Source organism: Micromonospora sp. WMMA2032 (assembly GCF_002688545.1).
Lineage (GTDB): Bacteria > Actinomycetota > Actinomycetes > Mycobacteriales > Micromonosporaceae > Micromonospora > Micromonospora sediminicola.
Genome location: NZ_CP024052.1, coordinates 5844767 through 5868744, shown reverse-complemented (window position 1 = coordinate 5868744; position 23978 = coordinate 5844767). Strand labels below are relative to the sequence as shown.

The window sequence follows — 23978 nt, the reverse complement described above, 5'->3', positions numbered from 1 at the left end:
TCCTACAGCTCGAACGCGGTGAGGTGGATCTGGCGGCGGGGCACGCCGGCGGCGCGCAGCGCCTTGACGGCCTCGTCGACCAGGCCGCCGGGGCCGCACAGGTAGACGTCGCGCCGGGTCAGGTCGGGCACCAGCCGGCGCAGGCCCTCGGGGTTCATCACCTGCCGGGGGCCGGGGTCGTCGCGGCGGCCGATCACGTACCAGACCGAGGTCTGCCGGGCCTGGGCCAGCCAGTCCAGCTCCTGGTGCAGCAGCACGTCGGCCGGGGTGCGGGCGCGGTAGATCAACGCCGCGCCGGGCGGCAGCTCCTCCAGCATCGCTCGCAGCGGCGCGATGCCGCTGCCCCCGGCGATGAGCAGGGCCCGCTCGCGGGTGCGGTGCGCGGCGGTGAACGTGCCGGACGGGCCCTCGGCCCACACCCGGGTGCCCGGGGTGAGGTCGCGCAGCTCGGCGGTGTGGCCGCCGACGACCTTCACGGTGAGCCGCAGCCAGCGGCCGTTGGCCGCCGCCGAGACGGAGAACGGGTGCGACTGCCACCAGCAGCCGGGGTTGAGGAACCGCCAGCGGAAGTACTGGCCGCCGAGCATGTCGATCTGGTTGAGGCGGTGCCCGGTCAGGTAGATCGAGACGGTGTCCGGGCTCTCCGCCACCACGTCGGCCACCCGCAGCCGGTGCCGCAGGTTGAACACCAACGGCGCGATCACCCGGCCCCACACCAGCGCGGCCACCACCAGCAGGTACGCGGCGATCCAGCCGGTGCGCACCGGCCCGGGCTCGTAGAGCTGGGCGCCGTTGCTGAACTGGTGCGCGTACCCGAGCAGCAGCGTGAGGTAGCTGGTCAGGTGCAGCACGTACCAGAGCTCGTAGGGCAGCCGGCGGCGTACGCCGCGCACCGCGGTGACCCCGACCGCGACCATGACGCCGGCGGCCACGAACGCGGAGACCATGTCCTCGTAGTCGGTCAGCAGCGCGCCGACCTCGCCGAGGACCGAGTTCTTCTCCTGCCGGGCGTAGCCCACCACCAGCAGCGCCATGTGGGTGAGCACCGCCACCAGGAGGGTGGCGCCGAGGTCCCGGTGCAGCCGGGAGATCCGCTCCCCGCCGAGCGTGCGTTCCAGCACGCCGAGCCGGCTCATCATCAGCACCTGCGCCAGCAGCAGGTAGCCGGCGACCAGGCCGGTGACCCGACCGCCGGCGGTGAGCACGTCGGCGGTGTCGGTCAGCGAGCCGGCCGGGGTGTCCAGCCACCACGGCAGGACCGCGGCGGCCAGGCCGAGCCAGAACACCACCGCCAGCGCACGCCGGCCGCCGGGCCCGCGGCGCGGCCGGCCCGGCGGTACGGGAGCAGCCGGACGGCCGCCGTACGGGGCGGAGTGCCCGGTACGGCGGCCGGCGGCGCGGGTGTCCTGATACGTCACGCGTACATCTTGATCGGGGTGAACTTCTGCCGGGGGAAGACCTTGTCCACCTCGGCGGTGGTCAGGCCGAACCGGCCCTGCGCCACCGACCCGTAGACGTTGAACATGTTGTTGTACTCCGGCACGTCGCCGCTGTCCAGCTTGTCCAAGCCGTTCCAGGCGCCGAGCAGCGACCCGGCGAGCTTGCGCCCGGACAGCACGGTGACCACGCCGCCGTGCCCGTGGTCGGTGCCGCCGCCGTTCGAGCCGACCCGGCGGCCGAACTCGCTGGACACCATGATCGTCACGTCCGACGCCCGGTCGCCCAGGTCGGTGAAGAACGCGGCCATGGCGTTGGCCAGCTCGTTGAGCCGCCGCCAGAGCTGGCCGCCCTCGCGGGTGCCCTGGTTCTCGTGGGTGTCGTAGCCACCCATGCCGACGGTGGCCACCCGCACGTTCGCCCCGCCCTTGATGAGCTGGGCGAGCTGCTTGAACGCGTTCCCGACACCCTGGTACTCGACCCCGGGGGCGGCGGCGTACGGCTTCGCGGCGAGCTTCTGGGCGGTGGCCAGCGCGCCCATCCCCTCGATGACCGACTCCTCCACCGGGTGGTTGATCCCGGTGAACAGGCCACGGATCGCCTTCTCGGTGGCGGCGCGGTACTTGTCGTCGCCGTTGAGCCGCAGCTCCCCCACGCTGTTGAGGGAGATCGCGCCGTTCACGCCGACCAGCGAGCGGGGCAGCGTGCTGCCGATGCCGACGCTGCGGAACGCGGTGCCCTTGCCGAGCGTGTCGACCAGGCTGTCCAGCCAGCCCCGGCCACCGGTCTCACCGGGCAGGCCGCCCAGGTTACAGGCGTCGGCGGCCTGGAAGTGGCTGCGGGACAGCCGCGGGTCGGAGACCGCCGGCACGAAGCCGAGCTGGCCCGCCTTGAGCCACTTCTCCAGCGGGGCGAACGCGCTGGTCAGCTTGAAGCCGCGGCCCAGGGCCAGCGAGTCGTTGCCGAGCAGCAGGTCGGGCCGGGCCTTGGCGAGCACCGGGTCGTCGGCCGGCGCGACCAGGCTGAGCCCGTCCAGCCCGCCGTAGAGGAAGACGTGGATCAGGGTGCCGGTCTTGGTCGCCGCGAACGACGCCGAGGTGGTGACGAACTGCGCGGTGGCCAGTGCGGTCGCGGTGGCCGCGGCGCCGGCGACGAAGGTACGCCGGGTGACGCCCCGGCCGTCCTGCTGGGCCTCCTCGACCTCCTCCAGGCGGCGGTACCGGTCGGCCTCGGCCGCGTTCTCGGCCGCGACGATGTCGGCCTCGGCGCGCAGCAGCGCCTCGGCCGGGTTGTCGGCCAGCCGCCGCAGGTCGGGGCATTCGGGGTGCAGGGGGTACGGGTTCACGGTCATCTCCATCGAATGCCTCACCGGAGGTGGTGCTGGGGGGACGCGAGGATCGTCCGCGCGACCGCGGCGATGGCCCCGTTGAAGGTGGCGTCGACCTTGGTGCTCTCGGTGACCCCGGCCACGGCGAGCACGAGCTTCTTCTCCTTGGCGCTCAGCTTCTGGTGCACGAGCTTCTGCGCCAGCGCGTCCACGTACGCCCCGGCGGTCGTCGGCGGCTTCGCCACCAGCTTCTCCGGCTTGACGTAGGTGAACTGCTTGCGCCAGCCACCGAGCAGGTCGCCGGCCTCGTTCCAGCCGTCGATCATGGTGCCGGCCGAGGTCCACGCCAGGTAGACGTCGGCGTAGCCGTCGGGGGTGGGCTTGCCCATCGGGTACTGGCCCAGCTCACGCATCTTGTCCTGGATCTGCCGCAGGCCCTGGGCGAACGGCGTACGCCGCTTGTCGCCCTCGAACCCGGCGGTCGCGTCCGGGCCCACGCCCAGCGACCGGTACGTGGCGACCAGGTACTCCATCGGCCGGCGCACCTTCTGGCCGACGGCGGCCCAGAACTCCGACGAGCTGAACAGCGTCGCCAGCACCGGGCGGATGTTGCCCTTGTTGGTGGTGTACGCCTTCGCCAGCCGGTCCACGATCGACTTCGGCGGGGTGTCGGAGACGAACCGGGTGGCCAGGTTCTGGGCCACGTACTTCGCGGTCGACGGGTGCAGCGCGATGTACCGGATGTACGAGTCGATCACCTTGTCGGCGACCTTCGGGTCGCTCGAGTTGTTGGCGTGGCTGAACCCGAGGATCTTCACCTTGCCGACGTAGTGCCGGTCGGCGAAGAACATGTACTTGCCGTCGGCGACGCCGCGCCCGGTCTGCAGCATCGCGGCCTGCCGCACGTCCTTCTCGGTGTAGCCGCCGTCGACGCCGACCGAGTACAGCTCCAGGTTCTCCCGGGCCAGGTTCTCGTTGATCGCGTCCTTGCGCGAGTCGACCTGGTTCAGGTAGAGCAGCAGCGCCGGGTGCTTGTTCGCGGCGACCAGCATGTCCGGGTAGCTGCCCAGCGCGTGCTTGCGGATGACGTCGCGGTCGAACGCGTTGCGGTAGTTCTCGCCGCCGTCGAAGTCGGCCGCCACGTGCAGGAAGTCGTTCCAGAAGTCGACCATCACCTCGAAGAGCTGGCGGTCGGACCAGATCTGCCGGGCGATGGTGGCGTCCACCGTCTCCCGGGCCGGGTCGACGCCGCGCTCGTTGAGCTGCTCGCGCTGGTCCCGCAGCTGGGTCGGGCTCAGCTTGAGCGAGGGCAGCTCGGCCAGCTTCAGCTCGCCCTTGGTCGGGGCGATCTTCTCCGGCTCCAACTGCTGGCGCAGCCAGTCGTCGATGCCGAGCCGCTTGATGTCGGCGATCACCTTGGGCGTCGGGCCGAACGTGGTCCGGCGGGCCAGGTGGGTGATCGGGTCCTTGGCGAGCACCGTCTTCACGGTCACCTCGGTCGCCTCGGCGGCGGCCGCCGGGCTGCCGAACAGGCGGCCACCGGCCGGGGCGTTGCGCTTGAGCGCCGCACCGGCCCGCGAGCCCATGTAGCTCTCGTTCTGCTCGGTGTAGGTCCGCACGGTGCTGGGCTGCTGGCCGCTGGGCCGGGCCGTGGTGCCGTCGGTGGTCACCGTGCCGGTGGCGTCACCCGCCGCCTCGTCGGTGAACAGGCCACGGATCTGCGGGGACAGGGCCAGGGCGGCGCCGCCGGCAACCACCGCCGCGCCGCCCAGGGTCGCCAGGGCGCGGCGCCGGCCGCTTCGCGGCGCGTCCGCACCGTCGTCGTCCAGGCTGGGCAGTCCCGGTCCGGGCGGCGGGCCGTACCCGCCGGCGGGCTGGGCGTAGCCGCCGGGCGCGGGCTGGGCGTAACCGCCGGCGGCGGGCTGGGCGTAGCCGCCGGTCGCGTGGCCGGCGGGGGCGAAGCCGTTCGGCCCGACCCACTGCGGGCCCGCGCCGGACTGCGGGGCGGGGTGCCCGCCGGCGTACGGCGCGGCGGAGTCTCGGTACCCGTCCGGATGGGGGTGCTGGTATCCGTCCCAGCCGCGGTCGTCCCGGGGTCGACGCGGTGGCACGTTCAGGTCGGCCATGTACCTATCCCGTTTTCTTCGAGCGCCGGCACGCCGGCCACCCGGGGGTTGGGTGGCGGAGGGGCGGCGACGGTTGCCGGAGAGTTGCTACGGGAAAGTAGCCAGCGCTCCCCGGCCGCTCAAGGCGCACCGAAAGCGCCCGTGCGCGCACTTAAGACGGTGCTCAGGCCGGCTGCACGAGGCCGGGCACCCCGACGCCACCCGCCGACCGTCCGGAGCAGGGACTACCCGGGCGCCGACCGCCCGGACGTGACGTTTCGGCCCGACGCGACGCTGCCGGCGGCGTTCACCACCTCACGCAAACTTAAGGTAGGGATAAGCCTGCGCTGAGGTCCCGGACATCCGGACTGCTGGACAGCCGAATGACGATTTTTGGGCGATATACCGCCTGGTCATATCTATGACTCAGCGGTATATCGCACTTTGCGGCCTCGTCGTCCCGGCCGCGACCGGCCACCGGGCCGTGTGTGCACCCGTGTCCGGCTCGTCGAAACAGCAGCAGCGGCGGCGCGTGACCGCCCTTCGATCCGGGTATGCCGCCGAACCGCTGAAGCCGTGAGGGGAAGGCACCGCCATGCTCAGCCAAGAGGATCAGCGCAGGTTCGAACAGATCACCCGCCAGCTGCGGGAGAGCGATCCGCGGTTCTTCGCCCGGTTGGACAACCGGGTCAAGGGCCGCCGGGGCCGGTACATGATGCTGCTGACGATCGTGCTGTGGGCCTCGCTGCCGGCGATGACCGTGCTGGCCGGGAGGTTGGCCGGTGCGATCTGCGCGGTGGTGCTGGTCGCCAACGCCGCCCTGATGTGGCGGTTCCGCCGCCGCCTGCTGTGAGCGTAAGGAAGGGCCCCCGCTTAACGCCTCCGGTAGAGGAGGGGCCCCCGCTTAACGCTCCGACGCGGCTTCGCCGCGACCGAACTCCCTGGGCGACGCGGCTTCGCCGCGACCGAACTCCCGGTACGCACGCCGCAGCCGTTCGGCCAGGCCCGGCCCGCCGATCCCGGCGCCCGGCGGGCCGAGCTGGCGCAGCAGCAGCTCCGGCCCGGTGGCCAGGGTGGGCGGTTGGTCCGGCAACGGTGTCGGCGACAGCCAGAACCGGGCCAGTTCCTCGTCCGGCTCGACGGCCGGCAGCCCGGCCATCGCGCGGGCGGCTCCGAGGACCGGCACCGCGCCACCGACGTCCGGCGTGCCGGCGTCCGGCATGAGGGCGTCCGGCGTGCCGGCGTCCGACGGGGTGTCGGCGGGGTGCGCCCCGCGCAGCGACCGCAGCCGGTCGAGCAGGTCGGCCCGGGGCCGGCCGCGCCAGTGCAGCAGCTGGAACGGGTCCGCGTCGAACGCCTCGGCCAGCAGGTAGAACGTGGCCGCCAGGTGCTTGCACGGCACCGCGAAGTCGGGGCAGCCGCAGCGCTGCGCCAACTCGCCCACCCGCTCGGGGAACAACGGCGCGCCCGCCTCGGCGAACACCCCCTCCAACTCGCCCGGCAGGTCGCCGGCGAGAAGGCGGGCGCTGAAGAACGCCTGCCCGGCCAGCTCCGCCTCGATCCGCCGCCACACCTCCTCCGGATGGGCGGCCAGCCCGATCCGCACCGGGTACGGCGTCGGCCGGGACCCCTGCACCTCGGCGGTGACCTCCCCGGGCGAGATGTCCAGCCGGAGTACCTGCCCCCGGCGCGCGTACGCCCGGCCCCGGGTGAGCCGGGAGCCGAGCGCGAACGACTCCAGCACCTCCAGGAAGCGGCGCGACCACCAGGACTGCCCGATCGCGCCCCGGGTGCTGCGGGCCCGCAGGCCGCCCTCGACCCGCAGCGGCGGCCCGTACTCGTCGAACCGGCGGGCCGGCCGGTCGTCCGGTGTGGTCACTCGACCACCGCCCCGGACTCCAACGTGAACAGCTCCCGCAGCGTCGCGGTGGACAGCTCGGTGACCCACTGCTCCCCGCTGCCCACCACCGACCGCGCCAGGCTGCGCTTGTCGGCGATCATCGCGGCCACCTTCTCCTCCACCGTGCCGGCGCAGACGAACTTGCGGACCTGGACGCGGCGGCGCTGTCCGATGCGGAACGCCCGGTCGGTGGCCTGGTCCTCGACCGCCGGGTTCCACCACCGGTCCACGTGCACCACGTGGTTGGCGGCGGTCAGCGTCAGGCCGGTGCCGCCGGCCTTGAGGGAGAGCACGAACAGCGGTGGCCCGTCCGGGGACTGGAACCGGGTCACCATGGCGTCCCGTTCGGCCTTGCCGACGCCGCCGTGCAGCAGCAGCACCTCCCTGCCGGTACGCGCCGACAGGTGCCCGCGCAGCATGCCGCCGAACTCGGCGTACTGGGTGAACAGCAGCGCCTTCTCCCCCGCCCCGAGCACCTCGTCGACGATCTCGTCGAGGCGTTCCAGCTTGCCGGAGCGGCCGACCAGCGCGGACCCGTCGTGCAGCAGCTGGGCGGGATGGTTGCAGACCTGCTTGAGCCGGGTCATGGTGGCCAGCACCAGACCCCGGCGCTCGATCCCGTCGCTGGACTCGATCTTCGCCATCATGTCGTCGACCACGGCCCGGTAGAGGGCGGCCTGCTCGGCGGTGAGGTTGCAGACCACCTCCATCTCCAGCTTCTCCGGCAGGTCCGTGATGATCGACGGGTCGGTCTTGAGCCGGCGCAGCACGAACGGGCCGGTGATCCGGCGCAGTCGCTCGGCCACCTCGGCGTCGCCGTGCCGCTCGATCGGCTCGGCGAAGCGCTTGCGGAACGTCGCCGCCGGGCCGAGCAGCCCCGGATTCGCGAACTGCATGATGGACCAGAGGTCGGCGAGTCGGTTCTCCACCGGCGTGCCGGTGACCGCGACCCGGTGCCGCGCGGGCAGCGACCGGACAGCCTCGGCCTGCCGGGTCGCGGCGTTCTTGATCGCCTGCGCCTCGTCCACCACCACCCGGTGCCAGTCGACGCCGGCCAGCTCGAACGCGTCCCGGGCGGCCGCCGAGTACGTGGTGAGCACCAGGTCCGACTCCCGCACGGCGGCGGCGAAGCCGTCGCCCCGGGCACGTTCGGCGCCGTGGTGCACGTGCACCCGCAGCCCGGGCGCGAACTTCGCCGCCTCCCGCTGCCAGTTGCCGACCAGCGACATCGGACAGACCAGCAGCGTAGGCCCGGCCTCCGGCGGGTCGCCGGCGAGCAGCGCGAGCAGCTGCACGGTCTTGCCCAGGCCCATGTCGTCGGCGAGGATCCCGCCGAGCCCGAGCGACTGGAGGAAGGCCAGCCAGGCCAGCCCGCGCCGCTGGTACGGCCGCAGCGTCCCGGCGAAGCCCGGCGGCGGGTCGGCCGGGGTGAGCCGCCGCTCCGCCTCGCCGGCCAGCAGCTCGCCCAGCGCCCCGTCGGCGACCACGTCGAGCACCGGCAGCTCACCGGCCCGGTCGTCGCCGGAGAGCCCCATTCGCAGCAGGTCCGCCACGGTCAGCTCGCCGGAGGAACGGAGCAGCCGGAGCCCGGCCTCCAGGCGCTGCGCGTCCAACTCGACCCACCGGCCGCGCAGCCGGACCAGCGGCGACTTCAGGTCGGCCAGCGAGGCCAGTTCCTCGGCGGTCAACGGCTGGTCGCCGAGCGCCAGCTCCCAGCGGTAGTCGACGAGCGCGTCCAGCCCGAGGCCGCCGGCGGTGGTGGCCACCGCGCCGGGAGCGGTGCGGCTGCGCGCCCGCAGCCGCGCGCCGAGCCGGGACGAGGAACGCCGCCACCAGGACGGCAGCAGCACCCCGAAACCGGCCGCGTGCAGCACCGGCGCGCCCTCGCGCAGGAACCGGTGCGCGCCCTCGGCGTCCAGCTCCATTCCCTCGGGGGCGGCGGAGCGCAGCGCGGCCTCCAGCTCCGGCCAGAGGCGGCTGGCCCGGCCCAGCTCGGCCAGCAGCGTCTCCTGCGGGTCCACGCCCCGTGCGGCGAGCGCGGGCGCGGGTCGCTGCCAGATGTGCCCGGCGTCGACCACCAGCCCCGGCTCGTCGGCCGGGTGCAGGCCGAACTCCACCCGCCAGGTGGCACCCTCGACCAGTTCGGCGACCGGATCGACGGCCGGTTCGACGAGGCGGAACGTGCCCCGTACCGCGCCGCCGGCGGCGTCGCGCTGCCACGCGTCCAGCTCGGCCCGCAGGGTCTCCAGCGCGGCCGGCTCGGCGGGAAAGGCGCGCTGCGGGCCGGTGAGCGCGGCCAGCCAGCGCGGCACCGGCCCGCCGGGGCGCATCGCCCGGTGCAGCCGGGTGTCGGCCAGGGCCACCCGGGCGGCGGCGTCGACCAGGGCGTCCAGCGCCTCCGCGACCAGCTCCCCCGGTCCCGCGCCGGCTGCGGTGGGCGCGCCTGTCGTCACCGGGGCGACCACGGGCGCACCCGCGGCCTCCGGCTGCCACTCGCGGGCCGTCCGCGCCGCCGGGGGCAGGGCCAGTGCCAGGTCGCGGGCCCACGCCGCGTCGGTGCCGGTGAGCAGCGGCCGCCAGACCGCGAGCGCGGTCGCCACGTCGGTCTCGGCCACCACCCGCAGCCCCCGCCCGCCCCCGGTCCGGGCCGCCGCCGACGGCTGCCGTCCGGGCGCCGACCCGTCCGGGCCCGCGAGCGCCGTCGACAGCGGCCCGCCGGGAACCGCGCCGCCCGGCCCGTCGGCCCGTCGGCCGGACGCCGGCCGCCCACCCCCGGGGTACGCGTCGACGACGCCGGGCAGCACCCGACCCCGCGTCACCAGGTCGGCGGCGAAGTCGGCCAGCTCACCCAGGTGGCGCAGGCTCGCCCCGACCGGGTGCGGCCACCCCGCGCGCAGCAGCGCGAACGCGTCGTCCGGGGCGTACGCCAGGGCGGGCACCCGCCAGCCGGCGCGGGTGACCGGACCGCGGCCCGGGTCCTCGACGGCGGCCCGGACCAGCTCGGGCGAGTCGACCGGCGAGCCGGCGCGGGTGGGCAGGCCGAGCAGGACGGAGACCGGCTCGCCCGGCGGCCCGTCGAGCGCGGCGGCGAGCGTGGCGTGGTCGGCGGCGAACGGGTGCGGTCGTTCGCGCGGCACGCGGCCGGGTCGGCGGGGCGCCCGGGCCGGCAGCGTGCCGTCCTCGGCCCACAGGGCGAGCCCGGCACCGGGCAGCCACAGCCCGTGGATGACCAGCACGTGCTTTCCCCCTCGACGACGCCCGGGGCCAGGATAGGCGGCCGGTCGGCGTTATCGTCGGCGCCATGGTCGACCTCCTCGTGATCGGCGGGCTCGGCGTGGACGTCCGCGCCCGGGTGCCCGCCCTGCCGCTGCCCGCCGCCGACTCGCTGACCGTGCCCCCGGTCGAGCTGCGGATCGGCAACACCGGCGCCGGGGTGGCCCTGGCCGCGCACGCGCTCGGTCTCCGGGTGACGCTCGTCGACGTGCTGGGCACCGACCCGGCCGGCGACGTGGTCCGGGCGGCGCTGGCCCGTACCTCGGTGCGGACCGTGCTGGTCGACGCGCCCGCCGGCACCCGCCGTTCGGTGAACCTGGTCGACCCGGCGGGCCGGCGGATGTCGCTCTACGACCCGCGGCCCTGGTCCGGTCCGGCGCCGTTCCCGCAGGCGGAGCTGGCGGCGCTGGTCGCCGGCGCGGCCCACGTGCACGTGTCGATCATGGACTGGGCCCGGGACGCGCTGCCGGTGCTGCGCGCCGCCACCTCCCTCTCCACCGACCTGCACGACTGGGACGGCGACAACGACTACCACCGGCCCTTCGCCGAGGCCGCCGACCTGGTCTTCGTCAGCGACGTCAAGCTGGGCGAGAGGGCCGGCAAGGAGGCGGCCGCGCTGGCGCCGCGCACGGTCCTGGTCACCGGTGGCTCCGCCGGCGCGACGCTGTACGCCCCGGACGCCCCGCCGGCACACGTGCCCGCGGCCGAGCCGCCGGCGCCGGTGGTGGACACCAACGGCGCCGGAGACGCCTTCGCCGCCGGCCTGATCGCGGCCCGGCTGCGCGGCGCCGCCCCGCTCGACGCGGCCCGCTACGCCGCCCGGGTGGCCGCCGCGGCGTGCACGCACGACGGGATGGAGTATCCGGACGGGTTGCTCCCGAGGCGCTGAGCCTCAGATCGCGCCGGTCTCGCCGTCGGTCAGCTCGCGCAGGATGTCGGCGTGGCCGGCGTGCCGGGCGGTCTCCTCGATCAGGTGGACCAGCACCCAGCGCAGCGACACCTCGCCGAGCTGCGGGTGCGGCACCACGTGGTCGAGGTCGAACCGGGCGGCGATGGCCCGGGACCGGTCGCAGGCCGCCTCGTAGGCCACGGTGAGCGCCTCGACCGTGTCGGCCGGGCCGAGCGTGAAGCTGGCGTCGGCCTCCTCCTGCGAGGTCAGGTAGACGTCGCCCGGCTCGGGGGCGAACAACCGGCCGAACCAGTTGCCCTCGACCAGGGTCAGGTGCTTGAGCAGCCCGGCCAGGGTGGTCAGCGAGGGCACCAGGCGCCGGCGGGCGTCGGCGTCGGCGAGGCCGCGTGCCTTGCGCAGCACGGTGGCGCGGTGGAAGTCGAGGAACGCGTCGAGGATCGCCCGTTCGTCGCCCGTGCGGGCGAGGACCGGACCGAGTGCCGGGTCGATCGTCGAGTTCGCCATCCCCGGACCCTAGTCGCCACCGTGGCCCGCCCGCTGCCCCGTGATCCGCTGCGCGCCCCGGCCGGCCGGGGCAGGATGGGCGCATGGCTTCCTCGGTGCACATCCCCCTGGTGGGCGGTACGGCCGACGGCGAGACCGTCACGGTCGAGCTGGACAGCAACGGCCGCCCGCCGCTGACCCACCACCACCTCGGGCCGGGCGGGTTGGCGGAGGCGCAGATCTACGAGCTGGAGTCGGGTGACCGGCCGGACCACGAGTGGGTCTACACCTGGCGCGGCCCGGCGGTCTGACCGGACCCGGTCAGACCGCGGGGGTCAACGCCCGGGCCCGGATGCTGTCCAGCACGCTGCGGGTCACCTGCGAGGTGCCCCGCGCCTGGTCGCACACCTCGGCCACCCGCCGGGCGGTCTCGTCGGCCCGGGCCGCCCGCTCGTCCCACAGCCGGTCCACCTCGGCCAGCAACGGGCCCTCCACCTCCCGCTCCACGCCACGCAGCGCCGGCACGCCGAGCCGCTGGGCCAGGTCGAAGACCTTGCCGGCGTACGGCAGCGGCAGGAACGGCGTGTTCATCATGGCGGCGAAGATCAGGAAGTGCAGCCGCATGCCGACCGCCAGGTCGAAGTGGCGCATCAAGCCGAGGATCTGCGCCGGCCGGTAGTCGCCGTGCAGGATCCGGCCCCGGTCGGCGGCGATCATGTGCGACAGCACCCCGTGCGAGTGCCGGATGTCGTCGCGCTCCATCGGCACGAAGAGCACGTACGCGTCGATCCGGTGCACCAGGAAGTCGCCGATCTGGGCGAGCAGCCGGTGGTAGCCGTCGACGTCGAGCCGTTCCGCGGCGCGCCCCGGTTCCCGCACGCTCAGGCCGACGAGCCGGGAACCGGCCGGCACGCCCTCCTCGCGCAGCCACTGCGCCGGGAACTCCTCGGGTTCCAGCAGGAACGCCGGGTCGGCGGTCACGGTGATCGGGTTGACCAGGCCGGCCTCCTCCAGCACCATCCGCGACTCCTGGTCGCGGACGGTCACCTCGACCGCCTGCGCCAGCGTCTCGCGCACCATGCCGGTGTCCATGCCGTCGGTGAGCGGGCCGACGCCGACCGCGTAGGTGAGCAGGGGCAGCCCGCGTTCCTGGGCGACCCGGACCACCCGCAGGTAGCGCCGGGCCTCCTTGTCGTAGAGGATGCCACCGCCGCCCAGGATGAGCAGGTCGAGCTGGTTGAGCACCTGGGAGGAGTCGACCCGGCTGACGCCCTCCCACGGCACCGCCTCGACGTCGGGGTGCGCCAGCGCGGTGTGCGCCGGGTTGCGGGAGAAGACGATGATCCGCGCGTTCGGCTCGTGCTGGCGCAGGTCGGCCAGGAGACCCGTGAGGATCGCCTCGTCGCCGAGGTTGCGACCGCCGTACGAACCGAGCACGCCGATGGTCAGTCCGGTGCGATCCGGCATCCGTTGCTCCTTCCCGGGGAACGTCCCGGCCCGCGTTCCCGCTGGCCGGGCCGGCATAACTTGCCGGGTCGGCGCTGGGCCGGCGACGGCGCTCAGTCGGGTGCGGCTCCCACCAGACGGGAGACGAGGGTGGAGACCACCTGGTCGGGGTCGAATCCGGCGTCGATCGAGGTGGTGAGCAGGTCGAGCAGGAGCCCGTCGACGGCGTAGTGCAGCAGCGCGATCTCGTACGCCCCGCCGGGCAGGCCGGCGGCGACGTGGAAGGCGACGTCGTCGGCGTACCCCCGGCGGAGCACGCCGCCGAGCGCGGCCCGCAGCTCGGGCCGGCGGGCCGCCTCCAGCCGCAGTTCGATCAGGGCCCGGGTGAGGTCGGGCTCGCGGGTGGTGCGCGCGACGATGTCGCGCAGGTAGTCGGTCATCAGCGCGAGCGACGGCTCCCGGCGCCCCAGGTCGGCCAGCACCGCCGGGTCGGGCGCGATCCGGTCGAAGATCCGTTCGGCCAGGCCGGCGAGCAGCGCCGCCCGGGACGGGAAGTAGTTGGAGGTCGTGCCGGTGGGCACGCCCGCCTCGGCGTCGACCGCCCGGTGGGTCAGTCCGCGCGCGCCGGCGGCGGCGAGGACCGTCAGGCCGGCGTCGGCGAGCTGGGTACGGCGTTGCGGGTTCCTGGCCACGCGAAGACAGTAGCAAAAACCACGACAGGTGTTGTACATTCGTCGCCGAACCACGACAGCCGTCGTGGAATCCCCGGACATCGGAGTCGGTTTGCGTAAGCTCGTGTACTTCGTCGCCAGCACCCTCGACGGCTTCATCGCCGCCCCCGACGGGTCCTTCGACTTCCTTCCGCTGGAGCCCGACGTCGCTCCCTACCTGGTCTCCGAGTGGCCGCAGACGCTGCCCACGTTCGCCCACGCCCAGCTCGGCGTGGACTCGCCGCCCGCCGGCCGCTTCGACACCGTCCTGATGGGACGCGCGACCTACGAGCCCGGCCTGACGCTCGGCTTCCCCAGCCCCTACGACCACCTGACGCAGTACGTCTTCAGCCGCTCCCTCGCCCCGGCCGACCATCCGGACGTGCGGATCGTCGCCGGTGACCCGGTGCCGTTCGTCCGCGAGCTGAAGGCGCGGCCCGGGGCCGACATCTGGCTCTGCGGCGGCGGGCAGCTCGCCGGCCAACTCCTGGACGAGGTCGACGAGCTGGTGGTCAAGCTCAACCCGGTCGTCGTCGGCAGCGGCATCCCGCTGGTCGACCGGGGCTTCGACCCGCGCCGGTTCACGCTCACTTCCACGCGCCCCTTCGACAGCGGCGTGGTGGTGCTGCGCTACACGCGGTAAGGAGGGGCCCCTTGTTAACGCATCCGGTAGAGGAGGGGCCCCTTCTTAACAGGGGGTGTTAAGAAGGGGCCCCTCCTTGCAATCCGGTTGCCGCGGCGGGCGGCGACACGTCACCGTGGGGCGGTGACCGGCCCGAGCAAGACCCGACTCCACTGGCGCGAACTCCCGGCCCACGTCCGCACAGCGATCGAGGCCATTCTCGACGACCGGGTGGTGGCGGCGGAGTCGCAGCCGGGCGGCTTCTCCCCCGGCACCGCCGACCGCATCCGCACCGCGCGCGGCGGCCGGGCCTTCGTCAAGGCGGTCAGCCCGGCGCAGAACGACCGCAGCCCCGACATGCACCGCGCCGAGGCCCGGATCGCCGCCGCCCTGCCCGCCGACGCGCCGACACCCCGCCTGCTCGGCAGCCACGACGACGGTGACTGGATCGCGCTGGTCTTCGCCGACGTCGAGGGCCGGCACCCGGTCACCCCGTGGGACGCCGGCGAGCTGGACGCCGCGCTGTCCACGCTGGAGGCGATGGCCGTGGCGCTCACCCCGGCCCCCGCCGCCGCGACCGCCACCGCCACCGAGCGGCTCGTGACCGACTTCGGCGGCTGGCGGCGGATCGCCGAGGACCCGCCTGCCGACCTGGATCCGTGGGCCCGGGCCCACCTGTCCGACCTGTGCGCCGCCGCCGACCACGGCCTCACCGCGCTGACCGGCGACACGCTCTGCCACCTCGACGTACGCGCCGACAACCTGCTGCTCGGCCCGGACGGCACGGTGACGGTCGTCGACTGGCCCTGGGCCTGTCGCGGCCCGGCCTGGCTGGACACCCTGCTCACCGTGGTCAACGTCCAGGTGTACGGCGGGCACGACCCGGACGAGCTGCTGGCCACCCGCCCGCTGACCGCGCACGTCGACCCGACCGACCTGACCGGCGTCCTGGCCGGGCTCACCGGGTTCTTCCTCGACGGCGCCCGTCAACCGCCGCCGCCCGGCATCCCGACCGTCCGGGCGTTCCAGCGGTTGCAGGGCGACGCGCTGCTGCCCTGGCTGGCCCGCCGGCTGGACGGGCCGGCGCGCTGACGCGGGCCGCGCCGTCCACCGGCTGCCACACGACTCCGCCGGCCCCCACCACGGGCGCGCCGTTCCGTGCCGGATCATCCGGCACGGAACCGTCGGTACGCTGGTGTCATGACCGCCATGGGCCCGACGCGTACCACCCCGGACCTGTCCTTCCTGCTCGACCACACCAGCCACGTGCTACGCACCCGGATGGCCGCGGCCCTGGCCGAGATCGGGTTGACCGCCCGGATGCACTGCGTGCTGGTGCACGCGCTGCCCGAGGAGCGCACCCAGATCCAGCTCGCCGAGATCGGCGACATGGACAAGACCACCATGGTGGTGACGGTGGACGCGCTGGAGCGGGCCGGGCTGGCCGTCCGCCGCCCGTCGAGCACCGACCGGCGGGCGCGGATCATCGCGGTGACCGAGGAGGGCGCCCGGGTGGCCGAGCGCAGTCAGGAGATCGTCGACCGGGTGCACGCCGAGGCGTTGGCCAGCCTGCCCGACGACGAGCGGGAGGTCCTCGTCCGCGCGCTGGAGAGCCTGGCCGCCGACCACCTGGCCACCCCGGCGCAGAATCCCCGACCGGTACGCCGCGCACGCCAGTAGTTCTTTAAAAGATTGTCTGCAACGGAACTATCCGTTACGGTCCTCCTGTCGCCCCTTCCGACAGGAGGACCCCATGTCTCGCGGCCTCGCCCTCGGCGTGCTCGCCACCGGCGCTCTGATGACCATCCTCGACGGCAGCATCGTCACCATCGCGATGCCCGCCATCCAGCGCGACCTGGACTTCACCCCGACGAGCCTCAGCTGGGTGGTCAACGCCTACCTGATCGCGTTCGGCAGTCTGCTCCTGCTCGCCGGCCGCCTCGGTGACCTGCTCGGCCGCCGCGCGATGTTCCTGGCCGGCACCGCGCTGTTCACCGCGGCCTCGGCGCTGGCCGGCGTGGCCGGCTCCCCCGCCGTGCTGGTCGCCGCCCGGTTCCTGCAGGGCGTCGGCAGCGCGGCGGCGACCGCGGTGAGCCTCGGCATCCTGGTCACGCTCTTCCCCGGCACCGCCGAGCGGGCCCGGGCGATCGCCCTGTTCAGCTTCACCGGCGCCGCCGGCGCGGCCATCGGTCAGGTCGCCGGCGGCCTGATCACCGACGCGTTCGGCTGGCACTGGATCTTCCTGATCAACCTGCCGATCGGCCTGGTCACGATCGCGCTCGCCGCCCGCACGCTGCCGGCCGACCGGGGCATCGGGCTCGCCGCCGGCGCCGACGTGGCCGGCGCGCTGCTGGTCACCGCCGGCCTGGTGACCGGAATCTACGCGGTGGTCACGATCGAGCGGTACGGGGCGACGTCCGCCCGCACCCTCGGCCTGGGCGCCCTCGCGGTCGCCCTGCTCGCCGGCTTCGTGCTGCGGCAGGCGACCGCGCGCCGGCCGCTGATGCCGCTGCGGATCCTCCGCTCCCGCGGCGTCGCCGTGGCGAACGTGGTCCAGGTCCTCACCGTCGCCGCGACGTTCGCGTTCCAGGTCCTGGTCACGCTCTACCTCCAGCAGGTGCTCGGCTACGACGCCACCCGCACCGGGCTGGCCCTGCTGCCGGCGGCGGTGACGATCGGCGCGGTGTCGCTCGGCGTCTCCGCCCGGCTCAACGGGCGCTTCGGCGAGCGGGCCGTGCTGGTGGCCGGGCTCGTCCTGCTCGTCGCCATGTTCGCGCTGCTGGCCCGGGTGCCGGCGGACGGGAGTTACCTCGTCGACGTGCTGCCGGTGATGCTGCTCGCCGCCGGGTTCGGTCTGGTGCTGCCGGCGCTGACCGCGCTGGGCATGTCGGCCGCCCGCGCCGAGGACGCCGGTCTGGCCTCCGGGCTGTTCAACACCACCCAGCAGCTCGGCATGGCGCTCGGCGTCGCGGTGCTGTCCACCCTGGCCGCCGCCCGCACCACCGACCGGGTCGCGCACGGCGACGACCGGGTCACCGCGCTGACCAGCGGCTTCCACCTCGCGTTCGCGGTCGGCGCCGGGCTCGTCGTGGTCGCCGTCGTCCTCGCGTACGCGCTGCTGCGCCCGCGGGTGACGGCGGGCGCAGCCCCGGCGGAGAACGCGGACGCGCTCGCCGCCTGACCCGCCCCGGCGTGCCGCGCCGCTCAGCCGGGGGCGCGGACGGTGTGGGTGAGGAAGGGCAGCACCGCCGCCGGCAGTGCCGGCGACGCGACCACCTCCCGGTGGGTGAGCCCGGGCAGCACGGCCAGCCGGGACGCGGGACGCTCGGATCCGTCGCCGCCCGGGTCGCGGTGCCCACCGCCGAGCAGGCCGTAGAACTCGGCCACGTGGCTCGTCGGGATCGCGTCGGCGTCGGCGAAGACCAGCAGCACCGGCATCGGCAGCGCGGCCACCTCGGCCGACCAGTCGTAGTCGCGGCGCAGCAGGTCGCCGCTCTTGGCCCAGAGCGTGGGCCAGTCCTGCGGTCGGGGCGCGACCCGCGCGTACCGCTCGTACGCCGGGGTGCCGCGCATGCGCTCGGCGGCCCGCTCGTCGTGGGCGGACATGGCGGCCAGCGCCTCCGGATACCAGCCGCGCCGCCGGCACGGCGCGGAGACCACGACCAGGCGGCGGACCAGGGTGGGGTGCTGGATCGCGGTGCGCAGCGCCACTCCGCCGCCGAGCGAGTAGCCGAGCAGGTCGACGGCGGGCAGGTCGAGCCGGCGCAGCAGGGCGGCCAGGTCGTCGGCCATCGACTCGTGGCGCAGCGGCCGGTCCGCGTCGGGGGTCCGGCCGTGTCCCTGGAGGTCGACCGCGATCAGCCGGCGGCGCGCGGCCAACGCGGGCCGGACCGGCGCGAACGTCTCGGTCGAGCCGTAGCCGCCGTGCAGGAGCACCAGCGGCCGGCCGGCGCCGTGCACCTCGTACCAGACCTGCCGCCCGCCCACGTCCGCATAACCCACCGGCTGATCGTGCCGCCGCGGGGCCGCGCTCCGGGTGCGTTTGCGGTCGCCGGGACGACCGGAAACGCACCCGACGGCGCGGTCAGCTGACGCCGGTGACGGCCTTGACCAGGTTGATGCCGAAGTAGATCACGAACGCCACGGCGACCGCCCAGAGCAGCGGGTGGATCTCGCGGGCCCGGCCCTGCGCCACCCGGATCGCCACCCAGCTGACGAAGCCGGCGCCGATGCCGTTGGTGATCGAGTAGGTGAACGGCATCAGCGTCATGGTGAGGAACGCCGGCACGGCGACGCCGAGGTCGGTGAAGTCGATGTCCTTGACCTGGCGGATCATCAGCGCGCCGACCACCACCAGCGCCGGGCCGGCGGCCTCGCTGGGCACCAGCGACACCAGCGGGGTGAGCAGCAGCGCGCCGAGGAAGAGCACGCCGGTGACCACGCTGGTCAGGCCGGTGCGGCCGCCGTCGGCGATGCCGGAGGACGACTCCACGTACGTGGTGGCCGACGACGCGCTGCCGGCGCCACCGGCGACGGCGGCGACCCCGTCGACGAAGAGCACCTTGCCCAGGCGGGGCATGTCGGTGCCGTCCTCGGTGGCGAGGTTCGCCTGCTTGGCGAGCCCGACCGTGGTGCCCATGACGTCGAAGAAGTCGGCCAGCACCAGCGTGAAGACCAGCAGCAGCGCGGTCATCAGGCCGACGTTGGCGAACGCGCCGAACGAGACGTTGCCGAGCAGGTGCAGGTCGGGCTTCTGGATCAGCGGGTCGGGCAGGGTCGGCACGTTGAGCCGCCAGCCCTCCGGGTTGGGCTTGCCGTCGACGAACGCCGGTCCCGGCTTGGCCAGCGCGTTCACGATCACCGCGACCACCGTGGTGACCACGATGCCGACCAGCACGCCGGCCTTGACCCTGCGGGCGACCAGGATGCCGGTGACCAGCAGGCCGACCAGGAAGACCACGGTGGTCCAGCCGCGCAGCGTGCCGTCGCCGCCGAGCTGCACCGGAACCGTGGTGCCGGCCGCGTCCGGCACGCGCCGGACCAGGCCGCCGTCGACGAACCCGATCATGGCGATGAACAGGCCGATGCCGGCGGCGATGGCGGCCTTCAGCTCGGCCGGGATGGCCCGGAAGACGGCCTTGCGGAAGCCGGTGAGCACCAGCACGGTGATGATCAGGCCCTCGACGACCACCAGGCCCATCGCCTCGGCCCAGGACATCTGCGAGGCCACCGCGTACGCCACGAACGCGTTCAGCCCGAGGCCGGTGGCGACGGCGAACGGCACCCGGCCGACGACGCCCATCATGATCGTCATGACGGCGGCCACCAGGGCGGTGACGCCGGCGACCGGGGCGATGCCGAGCAGGTTGCCGTCGGCGTCCGGCGCGGTGCCGATGATCAGGGGGTTGAGCACCACGATGTACGCCATCGTGGCGAACGTCGTGAGCCCGGCGAGCACCTCACGCCGCACGGTCGAGCCGCGGTGGGTGATCTCGAAGTATCGGTCGAGGCGACCCCGCGGGGCGGGTTCGGTCGGCTCCACCGGGGCAGCATGATCCTGCGTCGTCACGCTCATGGCGTGGCTTACTCCGTTCCGGGTTGGCCCGCCGGTCGTGCCGGACGGGCGGTGGGGGTGCAGCCGTCCCGGTGCGGTTGGCCCGGAGAACGTCGGGACGGCTGGGCTCCACGGACGCCGTGAAGCACTACGAAGCCGCGTCCCGGGTCCCGGGAGCGACTTCGCGCCGCCACCCTAACCGCCGGGTAACCCCGGTCGACCTGCTGCTGAGCGCGCGGCGTGGGCAGGATCACTCGCGGGCACGGGGACGGGCGCGCAGGTGGGCGCGCTCACCCTGGCTGCCGAAGAGGCTGAGGAACTCCACACCCTCGGCGTCGGCACGACCGAACCAGTGCGGCACCCGGGTGTCGAACTCGGCCGCCTCACCCGGTTCGAGCACCAGGTCGTGCTCACCGAGCACCAGGCGCAGCCGCCCGTTGAGGACATAGACCCACTCGTACCCCTCGTGGGTCTTCGGCTCGGGCACGGCCCGGCCGCCGGCCGGGATGATCAGCTTGTACGCCTGGATGCCGCCGGGCCGGCGGGTGAGCGGCAGCATGGTCATCCCGAACGCGGCGACCGGCCGCAGGTGGATGCGCGGATCGCCGGTGGGCGGCGCGTCGACCAGCTCGTCGAGGGTGACGCCGTGCGCCCGGGCGAGCGGGAGCAGCAGCTCCAGTGTGGGCCGGCGGCCACCGGACTCCAGCCGGGACAGGGTGCTCACCGAGATGCCGGTGGCGGCGGAGAGGTCGGCGAGCGTGGTCTCCCGCTCGCGGCGCAACGCGCGCAACCGGGGGCCGACCGCGTCGAGCGCGCCGTTGAGGTCGTCGTCCATTCCGCCAGTTTGCCAGATCGGCAACGGAGTTTGCAGATTTGGCGGCGACGGCCGCAGGCTGGTCGCGGAGGTGGTCGAGATGACCGAGGTACGGACGGACGGCTACGAGGTACTGGTGATCGGCGGCGGCGCGGCCGGCCTGAGCGGCGCGATGATGCTCGCCCGGGCCCGACGGTCGGTGCTGGTGGTCGACGCGGGCAGCCCGCGCAACGCCCCGGCCGACGGGGTGCACGCGCTGCTGGCCCGCGACGGCATGTCGCCGGCCGAGCTGCTGGCACGCGGCCGGGACGAGGTGCGCGGCTACGGCGGGCACCTGCTCACCGGCGAGGTCGAGGCGGCGGCCCGCGACGACGACGGGTTCGACGTGACGCTGGCCGACGGCCGCCGGGTGCGCGCCGCCCACCTGCTGGTCACCACCGGCCTGGTGGACGAGCTGCCGGAGGTGCCGGGCCTGCGCGAGCGCTGGGGCCGGGACGTGGTGCACTGCCCCTACTGCCACGGCTGGGAGGTGCGCGACCAGGCGATCGGAGTGCTGGGCAGCGGCCCGCTGTCGGTGCACCAGGCGCTGCTGTTCCGGCAGTGGAGCGACGACGTGGTCTATCTCCGCCACACCGCGCCGCCGCTCACCGACGAGCAGGCCGAGCAGCTCGCCGCGCGCGGCGTGCCGGTGGTCGAGGGCGAGGTCGCGGCCGTCGAGGTCGCCGGGGACCGGCTGACCGGGGTACGCCTGCGCGACGGCCGTACGGTCGCCCGCGAGGTGCTGACCGTCGCGCCCCGGATGGTGGCGCGGGCCGGGTTCCTGACCGGGTTGGGCCTGCGGCCGGCACCGCACGCGAGCGGGGCGGGCGAGCACCTGCCGGCCGACCCGACGGGGCGTACCGAGGTTCCCGGGGTGTGGGTCGCGGGCAACGTGACCGACCTGTCCGCCCAGGTCGGCGCCGCCGCCGCGGACGGCGCCCGGACCGCCGCGATGATCAACGCGGACCTCGTGGCCGAGGAGACCCGCCGGGCCGTCGAGGCGTACCGGCGCACGCGGGCGGGTGGGCTCACCGCGAATCCCGCCTAACCCGACAATTCTTCCCCTAGGTTGAAGGCGCAGGAGGCAGTCGAGACCGGGGGGCGACGTGGAGAGCTATCCGGCGATCGAGGATCACGGGCTCATCGGGGACCTGCAGACCGCCGCGCTGGTGACCTGTGACGGGACCGTCGACTGGTTCTGCGCGCCGCGCTTCGACTCGCCGAGCATCTTCGCCGCGCTGCTGGACAAGGAGAAGGGCGGCTACTTCCGGATCGCCCCGCACGAGGTCCGGTACGTGACCAAGCAGCTCTACCTCCCCGGCACGCCGATCCTGATCACCCGGTTCATCAGCGCCGACGGCGTCGCCGAGGTGATGGACTTCATGCCGGTCACCGGCGAGCGGGCCACCGACTCGCACCGCCTGGTCCGCATCGTCAACATGGTGCGGGGCAGCATGCGGTTCAGGGTGGAGTGCCGGCCCCGGTTCGACTACGCGCGGGAGAAGCACCAACTGGAGCGGCACCGCAACGGCTACGTCTTCCGCGGCCGCACGGAGTCGCTCACCTTCCACCCGGTCGACCCGGTGCGGCGGCTCATCTCCCAGACCGGCGACGTGCACCTCGACGACGGCGACCTGGTCGCGTACGGCACGTTGAACGAGGGTGACACCGGTGGGGTGGTGCTGGAGACGGGCGGCATCGAGCCGCGCATCATCCCGCCCGAAGAGGTCCAGGGCATGTTCGAGTGGACCCGGGACTACTGGCGGCGCTGGGTCGAACGTTCCCGCTACACCGGCCGCTGGCGGGAGATGGTCGAGCGTTCGGCCATCACGCTGAAGCTCATGACGTACGCGCCGACCGGCGCGATGATCGCCGCGCCCACCGCCGCGCTGCCGGAGCTGGTCGGCGGCACCCGCAACTGGGACTACCGCTACACCTGGGTACGCGACACGTCGTTCTCGGTGCACGCGCTGCTCGGCCTCGGTTTCACCGAGGAGGTCAGCCGGTACATGGACTGGCTGGACGAGCGCATCCGCGAGGCCGGCGACCACCAGGACCCGCTGAAGATCATGTATCGGGTGGACGGCTCCTCCGACCTGCACGAGGAGGTGCTCGAGCACCTGGAGGGCTACCGCGGCTCCCGGCCGGTGCGGATCGGCAACGGCGCCGCCGACCAGCTCCAGCTGGACATCCACGGCGAGGCGCTCTACGCCATGCACCTCGCCGACGAGCAGGGCATCCGGGTGTCGCACCAGGTGTGGAAGAGCACCGTCCGGCTCGTCGACTGGCTGTGCCACAACTGGGACCAGCCTGACGCCGGCATCTGGGAGAGCCGCCACCACCCCCGCAACTACACCTTCGGGCGGGTGATGTCCTGGGTGGCGCTGGACCGGGCGATCCGGCTGGCCACCCGCACCGGCCGCCCCGGCGACATGTCCTGCTGGGTCGAGCAGCGCAACCGGATCTACAACCAGGTCATGGCCCGCGGTTACCACCGGGAACGCGGCAGCTTCGTGCAGGCGTACGACGAGAACGTGCTGGACGCCGCGCTGCTGGCCATGCCGGCGGTCGGCTTCGTCACGCCCAGCGACCCGCTGTGGCAGTCCACACTGGCGTCGATCGAGCGGGACCTGGTCTCCGACAGCCTGGTCCACCGCTACGACCCGGTGCACTCCCCGGACGGTCTTCCCGGCCACGAGGGCACGTTCAACATGTGCACCTTCTGGTATGTCGAGGCGCTGGCCCGGTCCGGCCGCCTGGACGACGCCCGGCTCACCTTCGAGAAGATGTTCACCTTCAGCAACCACCTCGGCCTGTACGCCGAGGAGATCGCCGCGACCGGTGAGCAGATCGGCAACTACCCGCAGGCGTTCAGCCACCTGTCCCTGATCAACTCCGCGCTGGCGCTGAACGACCTGCTCGACGTCGAGGCCGAGGCCCGCCGCCGCCAGTGACCGTCACTCAGGACGGCACGGTCCCGACCCGGATGCGGTTGCCGTCCGGGTCGGTGACCTCGAAGTCCCGCCCCCAGTCCTGGCTCCGCACCTCGACCCCGCCGCAGGCCGCCGCCGCCGCGTCCACGTCGTCCACGTAGAGGTAGAGCAGCGTCCCGGGCCGGGCGTCACCGGCGTGCTCGGACAGGTGGATCTCCATGCCGGGCCGGCCGATGCCGACGTAGCGCGGCAGGTCCGGCGCGAACCGGTGCTCCCACAGGCGGGCGAAGCCGAGACGGGCGTACCAGGTCGCGGCGGCGTCGGCGTCGCGGACCCGCAGGATCGGCGCCAGTCGCTCGGTCATCCCGCGATTGTGCCAGCCCGGAGGAGCATGGTGTTGTGGTCGATATACCGCTGAGTCATGA

21 protein-coding genes are annotated in these 23978 nt (G+C 74.0%); 9 read left to right on the top strand and 12 right to left on the bottom strand.

The window, feature by feature from the left end:
* Positions 1-2: 2 nt before the first annotated feature.
* From CO540_RS27335 to CO540_RS27325, 3 genes are read right to left on the bottom strand one after another with little or no spacing between them, the layout of a single operon-like run.
* Positions 3-1418: a ferric reductase-like transmembrane domain-containing protein gene (locus CO540_RS27335; protein ID WP_099164161.1), complete on the bottom strand. Its 1416-nt coding sequence runs from the start codon at positions 1416-1418 to the stop codon at positions 3-5.
* Positions 1415-2788 carry a DUF1501 domain-containing protein gene (locus CO540_RS27330; protein WP_253866784.1) on the bottom strand — a complete coding sequence of 458 codons (1374 nt, stop codon included), beginning with the start codon at positions 2786-2788 and terminating at the stop codon, positions 1415-1417. Before CO540_RS27330 ends, CO540_RS27335 begins: the two co-directional genes overlap by 4 nt.
* A gap of 14 nt (positions 2789-2802) precedes the next feature.
* Complete coding sequence (locus CO540_RS27325) at positions 2803-4890, bottom strand: DUF1800 domain-containing protein (RefSeq protein ID WP_099164159.1); 2088 nt, start codon at positions 4888-4890, stop codon at positions 2803-2805.
* 574 nt (positions 4891-5464) lie between these two features.
* Between CO540_RS27325 and CO540_RS27320 the strand changes: the two genes are divergently transcribed.
* Positions 5465-5722 (top strand): DUF3040 domain-containing protein, encoded by a 258-nt coding sequence (locus tag CO540_RS27320; RefSeq protein ID WP_091572710.1) that lies wholly within the window; start codon positions 5465-5467, stop codon positions 5720-5722.
* A 51-nt stretch (positions 5723-5773) separates the two neighbouring features.
* Here CO540_RS27320 and CO540_RS27315 read toward each other — a convergent pair whose 3' ends face one another.
* Positions 5774-6748 carry an SWIM zinc finger family protein gene (locus CO540_RS27315; RefSeq protein WP_099164158.1) on the bottom strand — a complete coding sequence of 325 codons (975 nt, stop codon included), beginning with the start codon at positions 6746-6748 and terminating at the stop codon, positions 5774-5776.
* Positions 6745-10005 (bottom strand): DEAD/DEAH box helicase, encoded by a 3261-nt coding sequence (locus CO540_RS27310; RefSeq protein WP_099164157.1) that lies wholly within the window; start codon positions 10003-10005, stop codon positions 6745-6747. Before CO540_RS27310 ends, CO540_RS27315 begins: the two co-directional genes overlap by 4 nt.
* Positions 10006-10070: 65 nt before the next feature.
* Here CO540_RS27310 and CO540_RS27305 point away from each other — a divergent pair, with 65 nt between their 5' ends.
* Positions 10071-10931 carry a carbohydrate kinase family protein gene (locus CO540_RS27305; RefSeq protein WP_099164156.1) on the top strand — a complete coding sequence of 287 codons (861 nt, stop codon included), beginning with the start codon at positions 10071-10073 and terminating at the stop codon, positions 10929-10931.
* 3 nt (positions 10932-10934) lie between these two features.
* On the opposite strand, the gene CO540_RS27300 is transcribed toward CO540_RS27305, so the two are convergent.
* Positions 10935-11456, bottom strand: coding sequence for a DinB family protein (locus tag CO540_RS27300; protein WP_098746787.1), 522 nt, complete (start codon positions 11454-11456; stop codon positions 10935-10937).
* Positions 11457-11539: 83 nt separating this feature from the next.
* Between CO540_RS27300 and CO540_RS27295 the strand changes: the two genes are divergently transcribed.
* Positions 11540-11746, top strand: coding sequence for a hypothetical protein (locus CO540_RS27295; RefSeq protein WP_099164155.1), 207 nt, complete (start codon positions 11540-11542; stop codon positions 11744-11746).
* Positions 11747-11756: 10 nt separating this feature from the next.
* Here CO540_RS27295 and CO540_RS27290 read toward each other — a convergent pair whose 3' ends face one another.
* Positions 11757-12902, bottom strand: a complete 1146-nt coding sequence (locus CO540_RS27290; RefSeq protein WP_099164154.1) for a polysaccharide pyruvyl transferase family protein — start codon at positions 12900-12902, stop codon at positions 11757-11759.
* Positions 12903-12994: 92 nt separating this feature from the next.
* Positions 12995-13573, bottom strand: coding sequence for a TetR/AcrR family transcriptional regulator (locus CO540_RS27285; protein ID WP_099164153.1), 579 nt, complete (start codon positions 13571-13573; stop codon positions 12995-12997).
* A gap of 64 nt (positions 13574-13637) precedes the next feature.
* On the opposite strand from CO540_RS27285, the gene CO540_RS27280 reads away from it, so the two are divergent.
* The 4 genes from CO540_RS27280 to CO540_RS27265 all read left to right on the top strand — a co-directional run bounded on the left by CO540_RS27280 (position 13638) and on the right by CO540_RS27265 (position 17394).
* A complete protein-coding gene (locus CO540_RS27280) occupies positions 13638-14234 on the top strand; it encodes a dihydrofolate reductase family protein (RefSeq protein ID WP_172967947.1) in 597 nt (198 codons plus the stop codon).
* Positions 14235-14357: 123 nt separating this feature from the next.
* Positions 14358-15305: a phosphotransferase gene (locus CO540_RS27275; RefSeq protein WP_099164151.1), complete on the top strand. Its 948-nt coding sequence runs from the start codon at positions 14358-14360 to the stop codon at positions 15303-15305.
* Between the two features lie 108 nt (positions 15306-15413).
* Positions 15414-15893 (top strand): MarR family winged helix-turn-helix transcriptional regulator, encoded by a 480-nt coding sequence (locus CO540_RS27270; RefSeq protein WP_099164150.1) that lies wholly within the window; start codon positions 15414-15416, stop codon positions 15891-15893.
* A 73-nt stretch (positions 15894-15966) separates the two neighbouring features.
* Positions 15967-17394, top strand: a complete 1428-nt coding sequence (locus CO540_RS27265) for an MFS transporter (protein ID WP_099164149.1) — start codon at positions 15967-15969, stop codon at positions 17392-17394.
* Positions 17395-17417: 23 nt separating this feature from the next.
* Here the strand turns inward: CO540_RS27265 and CO540_RS27260 are convergent, their stop codons facing one another.
* From CO540_RS27260 to CO540_RS27250, 3 genes are all read right to left on the bottom strand, one after another.
* Positions 17418-18215 (bottom strand): alpha/beta fold hydrolase, encoded by a 798-nt coding sequence (locus CO540_RS27260; RefSeq protein WP_099164148.1) that lies wholly within the window; start codon positions 18213-18215, stop codon positions 17418-17420.
* Positions 18216-18297: 82 nt separating this feature from the next.
* Positions 18298-19788: an NCS2 family permease gene (locus CO540_RS27255; RefSeq protein WP_099164147.1), complete on the bottom strand. Its 1491-nt coding sequence runs from the start codon at positions 19786-19788 to the stop codon at positions 18298-18300.
* 229 nt (positions 19789-20017) lie between these two features.
* A complete protein-coding gene (locus CO540_RS27250) occupies positions 20018-20602 on the bottom strand; it encodes a helix-turn-helix domain-containing protein (protein WP_099164146.1) in 585 nt (194 codons plus the stop codon).
* Between the two features lie 79 nt (positions 20603-20681).
* Between CO540_RS27250 and CO540_RS27245 the strand changes: the two genes are divergently transcribed.
* Entirely contained in the window at positions 20682-21668 is a 987-nt protein-coding gene (locus tag CO540_RS27245; RefSeq protein ID WP_099164969.1) for an NAD(P)/FAD-dependent oxidoreductase, read from the top strand.
* Positions 21669-21726: 58 nt separating this feature from the next.
* Complete coding sequence (locus CO540_RS27240) at positions 21727-23574, top strand: glycoside hydrolase family 15 protein (RefSeq protein ID WP_099164145.1); 1848 nt, start codon at positions 21727-21729, stop codon at positions 23572-23574.
* A 7-nt stretch (positions 23575-23581) separates the two neighbouring features.
* Here CO540_RS27240 and CO540_RS27235 read toward each other — a convergent pair whose 3' ends face one another.
* Positions 23582-23917: a glyoxalase superfamily protein gene (locus CO540_RS27235; protein ID WP_099164144.1), complete on the bottom strand. Its 336-nt coding sequence runs from the start codon at positions 23915-23917 to the stop codon at positions 23582-23584.
* Between the last annotated feature and the right edge of the window lie 61 nt (positions 23918-23978).

Coding starts and splice junctions, on each gene's coding strand:
- CO540_RS27320 (WP_091572710.1), top strand. CDS start 5,465: ATGCTCAGCCAAGAGGATCAGCGCAGGTTCGAACAGATCACCCGCCAG.
- CO540_RS27325 (WP_099164159.1), bottom strand. CDS start 4,890: ATGGCCGACCTGAACGTGCCACCGCGTCGACCCCGGGACGACCGCGGC.
- CO540_RS27295 (WP_099164155.1), top strand. CDS start 11,540: ATGGCTTCCTCGGTGCACATCCCCCTGGTGGGCGGTACGGCCGACGGC.
- CO540_RS27305 (WP_099164156.1), top strand. CDS start 10,071: ATGGTCGACCTCCTCGTGATCGGCGGGCTCGGCGTGGACGTCCGCGCC.
- CO540_RS27265 (WP_099164149.1), top strand. CDS start 15,967: ATGTCTCGCGGCCTCGCCCTCGGCGTGCTCGCCACCGGCGCTCTGATG.
- CO540_RS27250 (WP_099164146.1), bottom strand. CDS start 20,602: ATGGACGACGACCTCAACGGCGCGCTCGACGCGGTCGGCCCCCGGTTG.
- CO540_RS27270 (WP_099164150.1), top strand. CDS start 15,414: ATGACCGCCATGGGCCCGACGCGTACCACCCCGGACCTGTCCTTCCTG.
- CO540_RS27255 (WP_099164147.1), bottom strand. CDS start 19,788: ATGAGCGTGACGACGCAGGATCATGCTGCCCCGGTGGAGCCGACCGAA.
- CO540_RS27300 (WP_098746787.1), bottom strand. CDS start 11,456: ATGGCGAACTCGACGATCGACCCGGCACTCGGTCCGGTCCTCGCCCGC.
- CO540_RS27235 (WP_099164144.1), bottom strand. CDS start 23,917: ATGACCGAGCGACTGGCGCCGATCCTGCGGGTCCGCGACGCCGACGCC.
- CO540_RS27290 (WP_099164154.1), bottom strand. CDS start 12,902: ATGCCGGATCGCACCGGACTGACCATCGGCGTGCTCGGTTCGTACGGC.
- CO540_RS27330 (WP_253866784.1), bottom strand. CDS start 2,788: ATGACCGTGAACCCGTACCCCCTGCACCCCGAATGCCCCGACCTGCGG.
- CO540_RS27245 (WP_099164969.1), top strand. CDS start 20,682: ATGACCGAGGTACGGACGGACGGCTACGAGGTACTGGTGATCGGCGGC.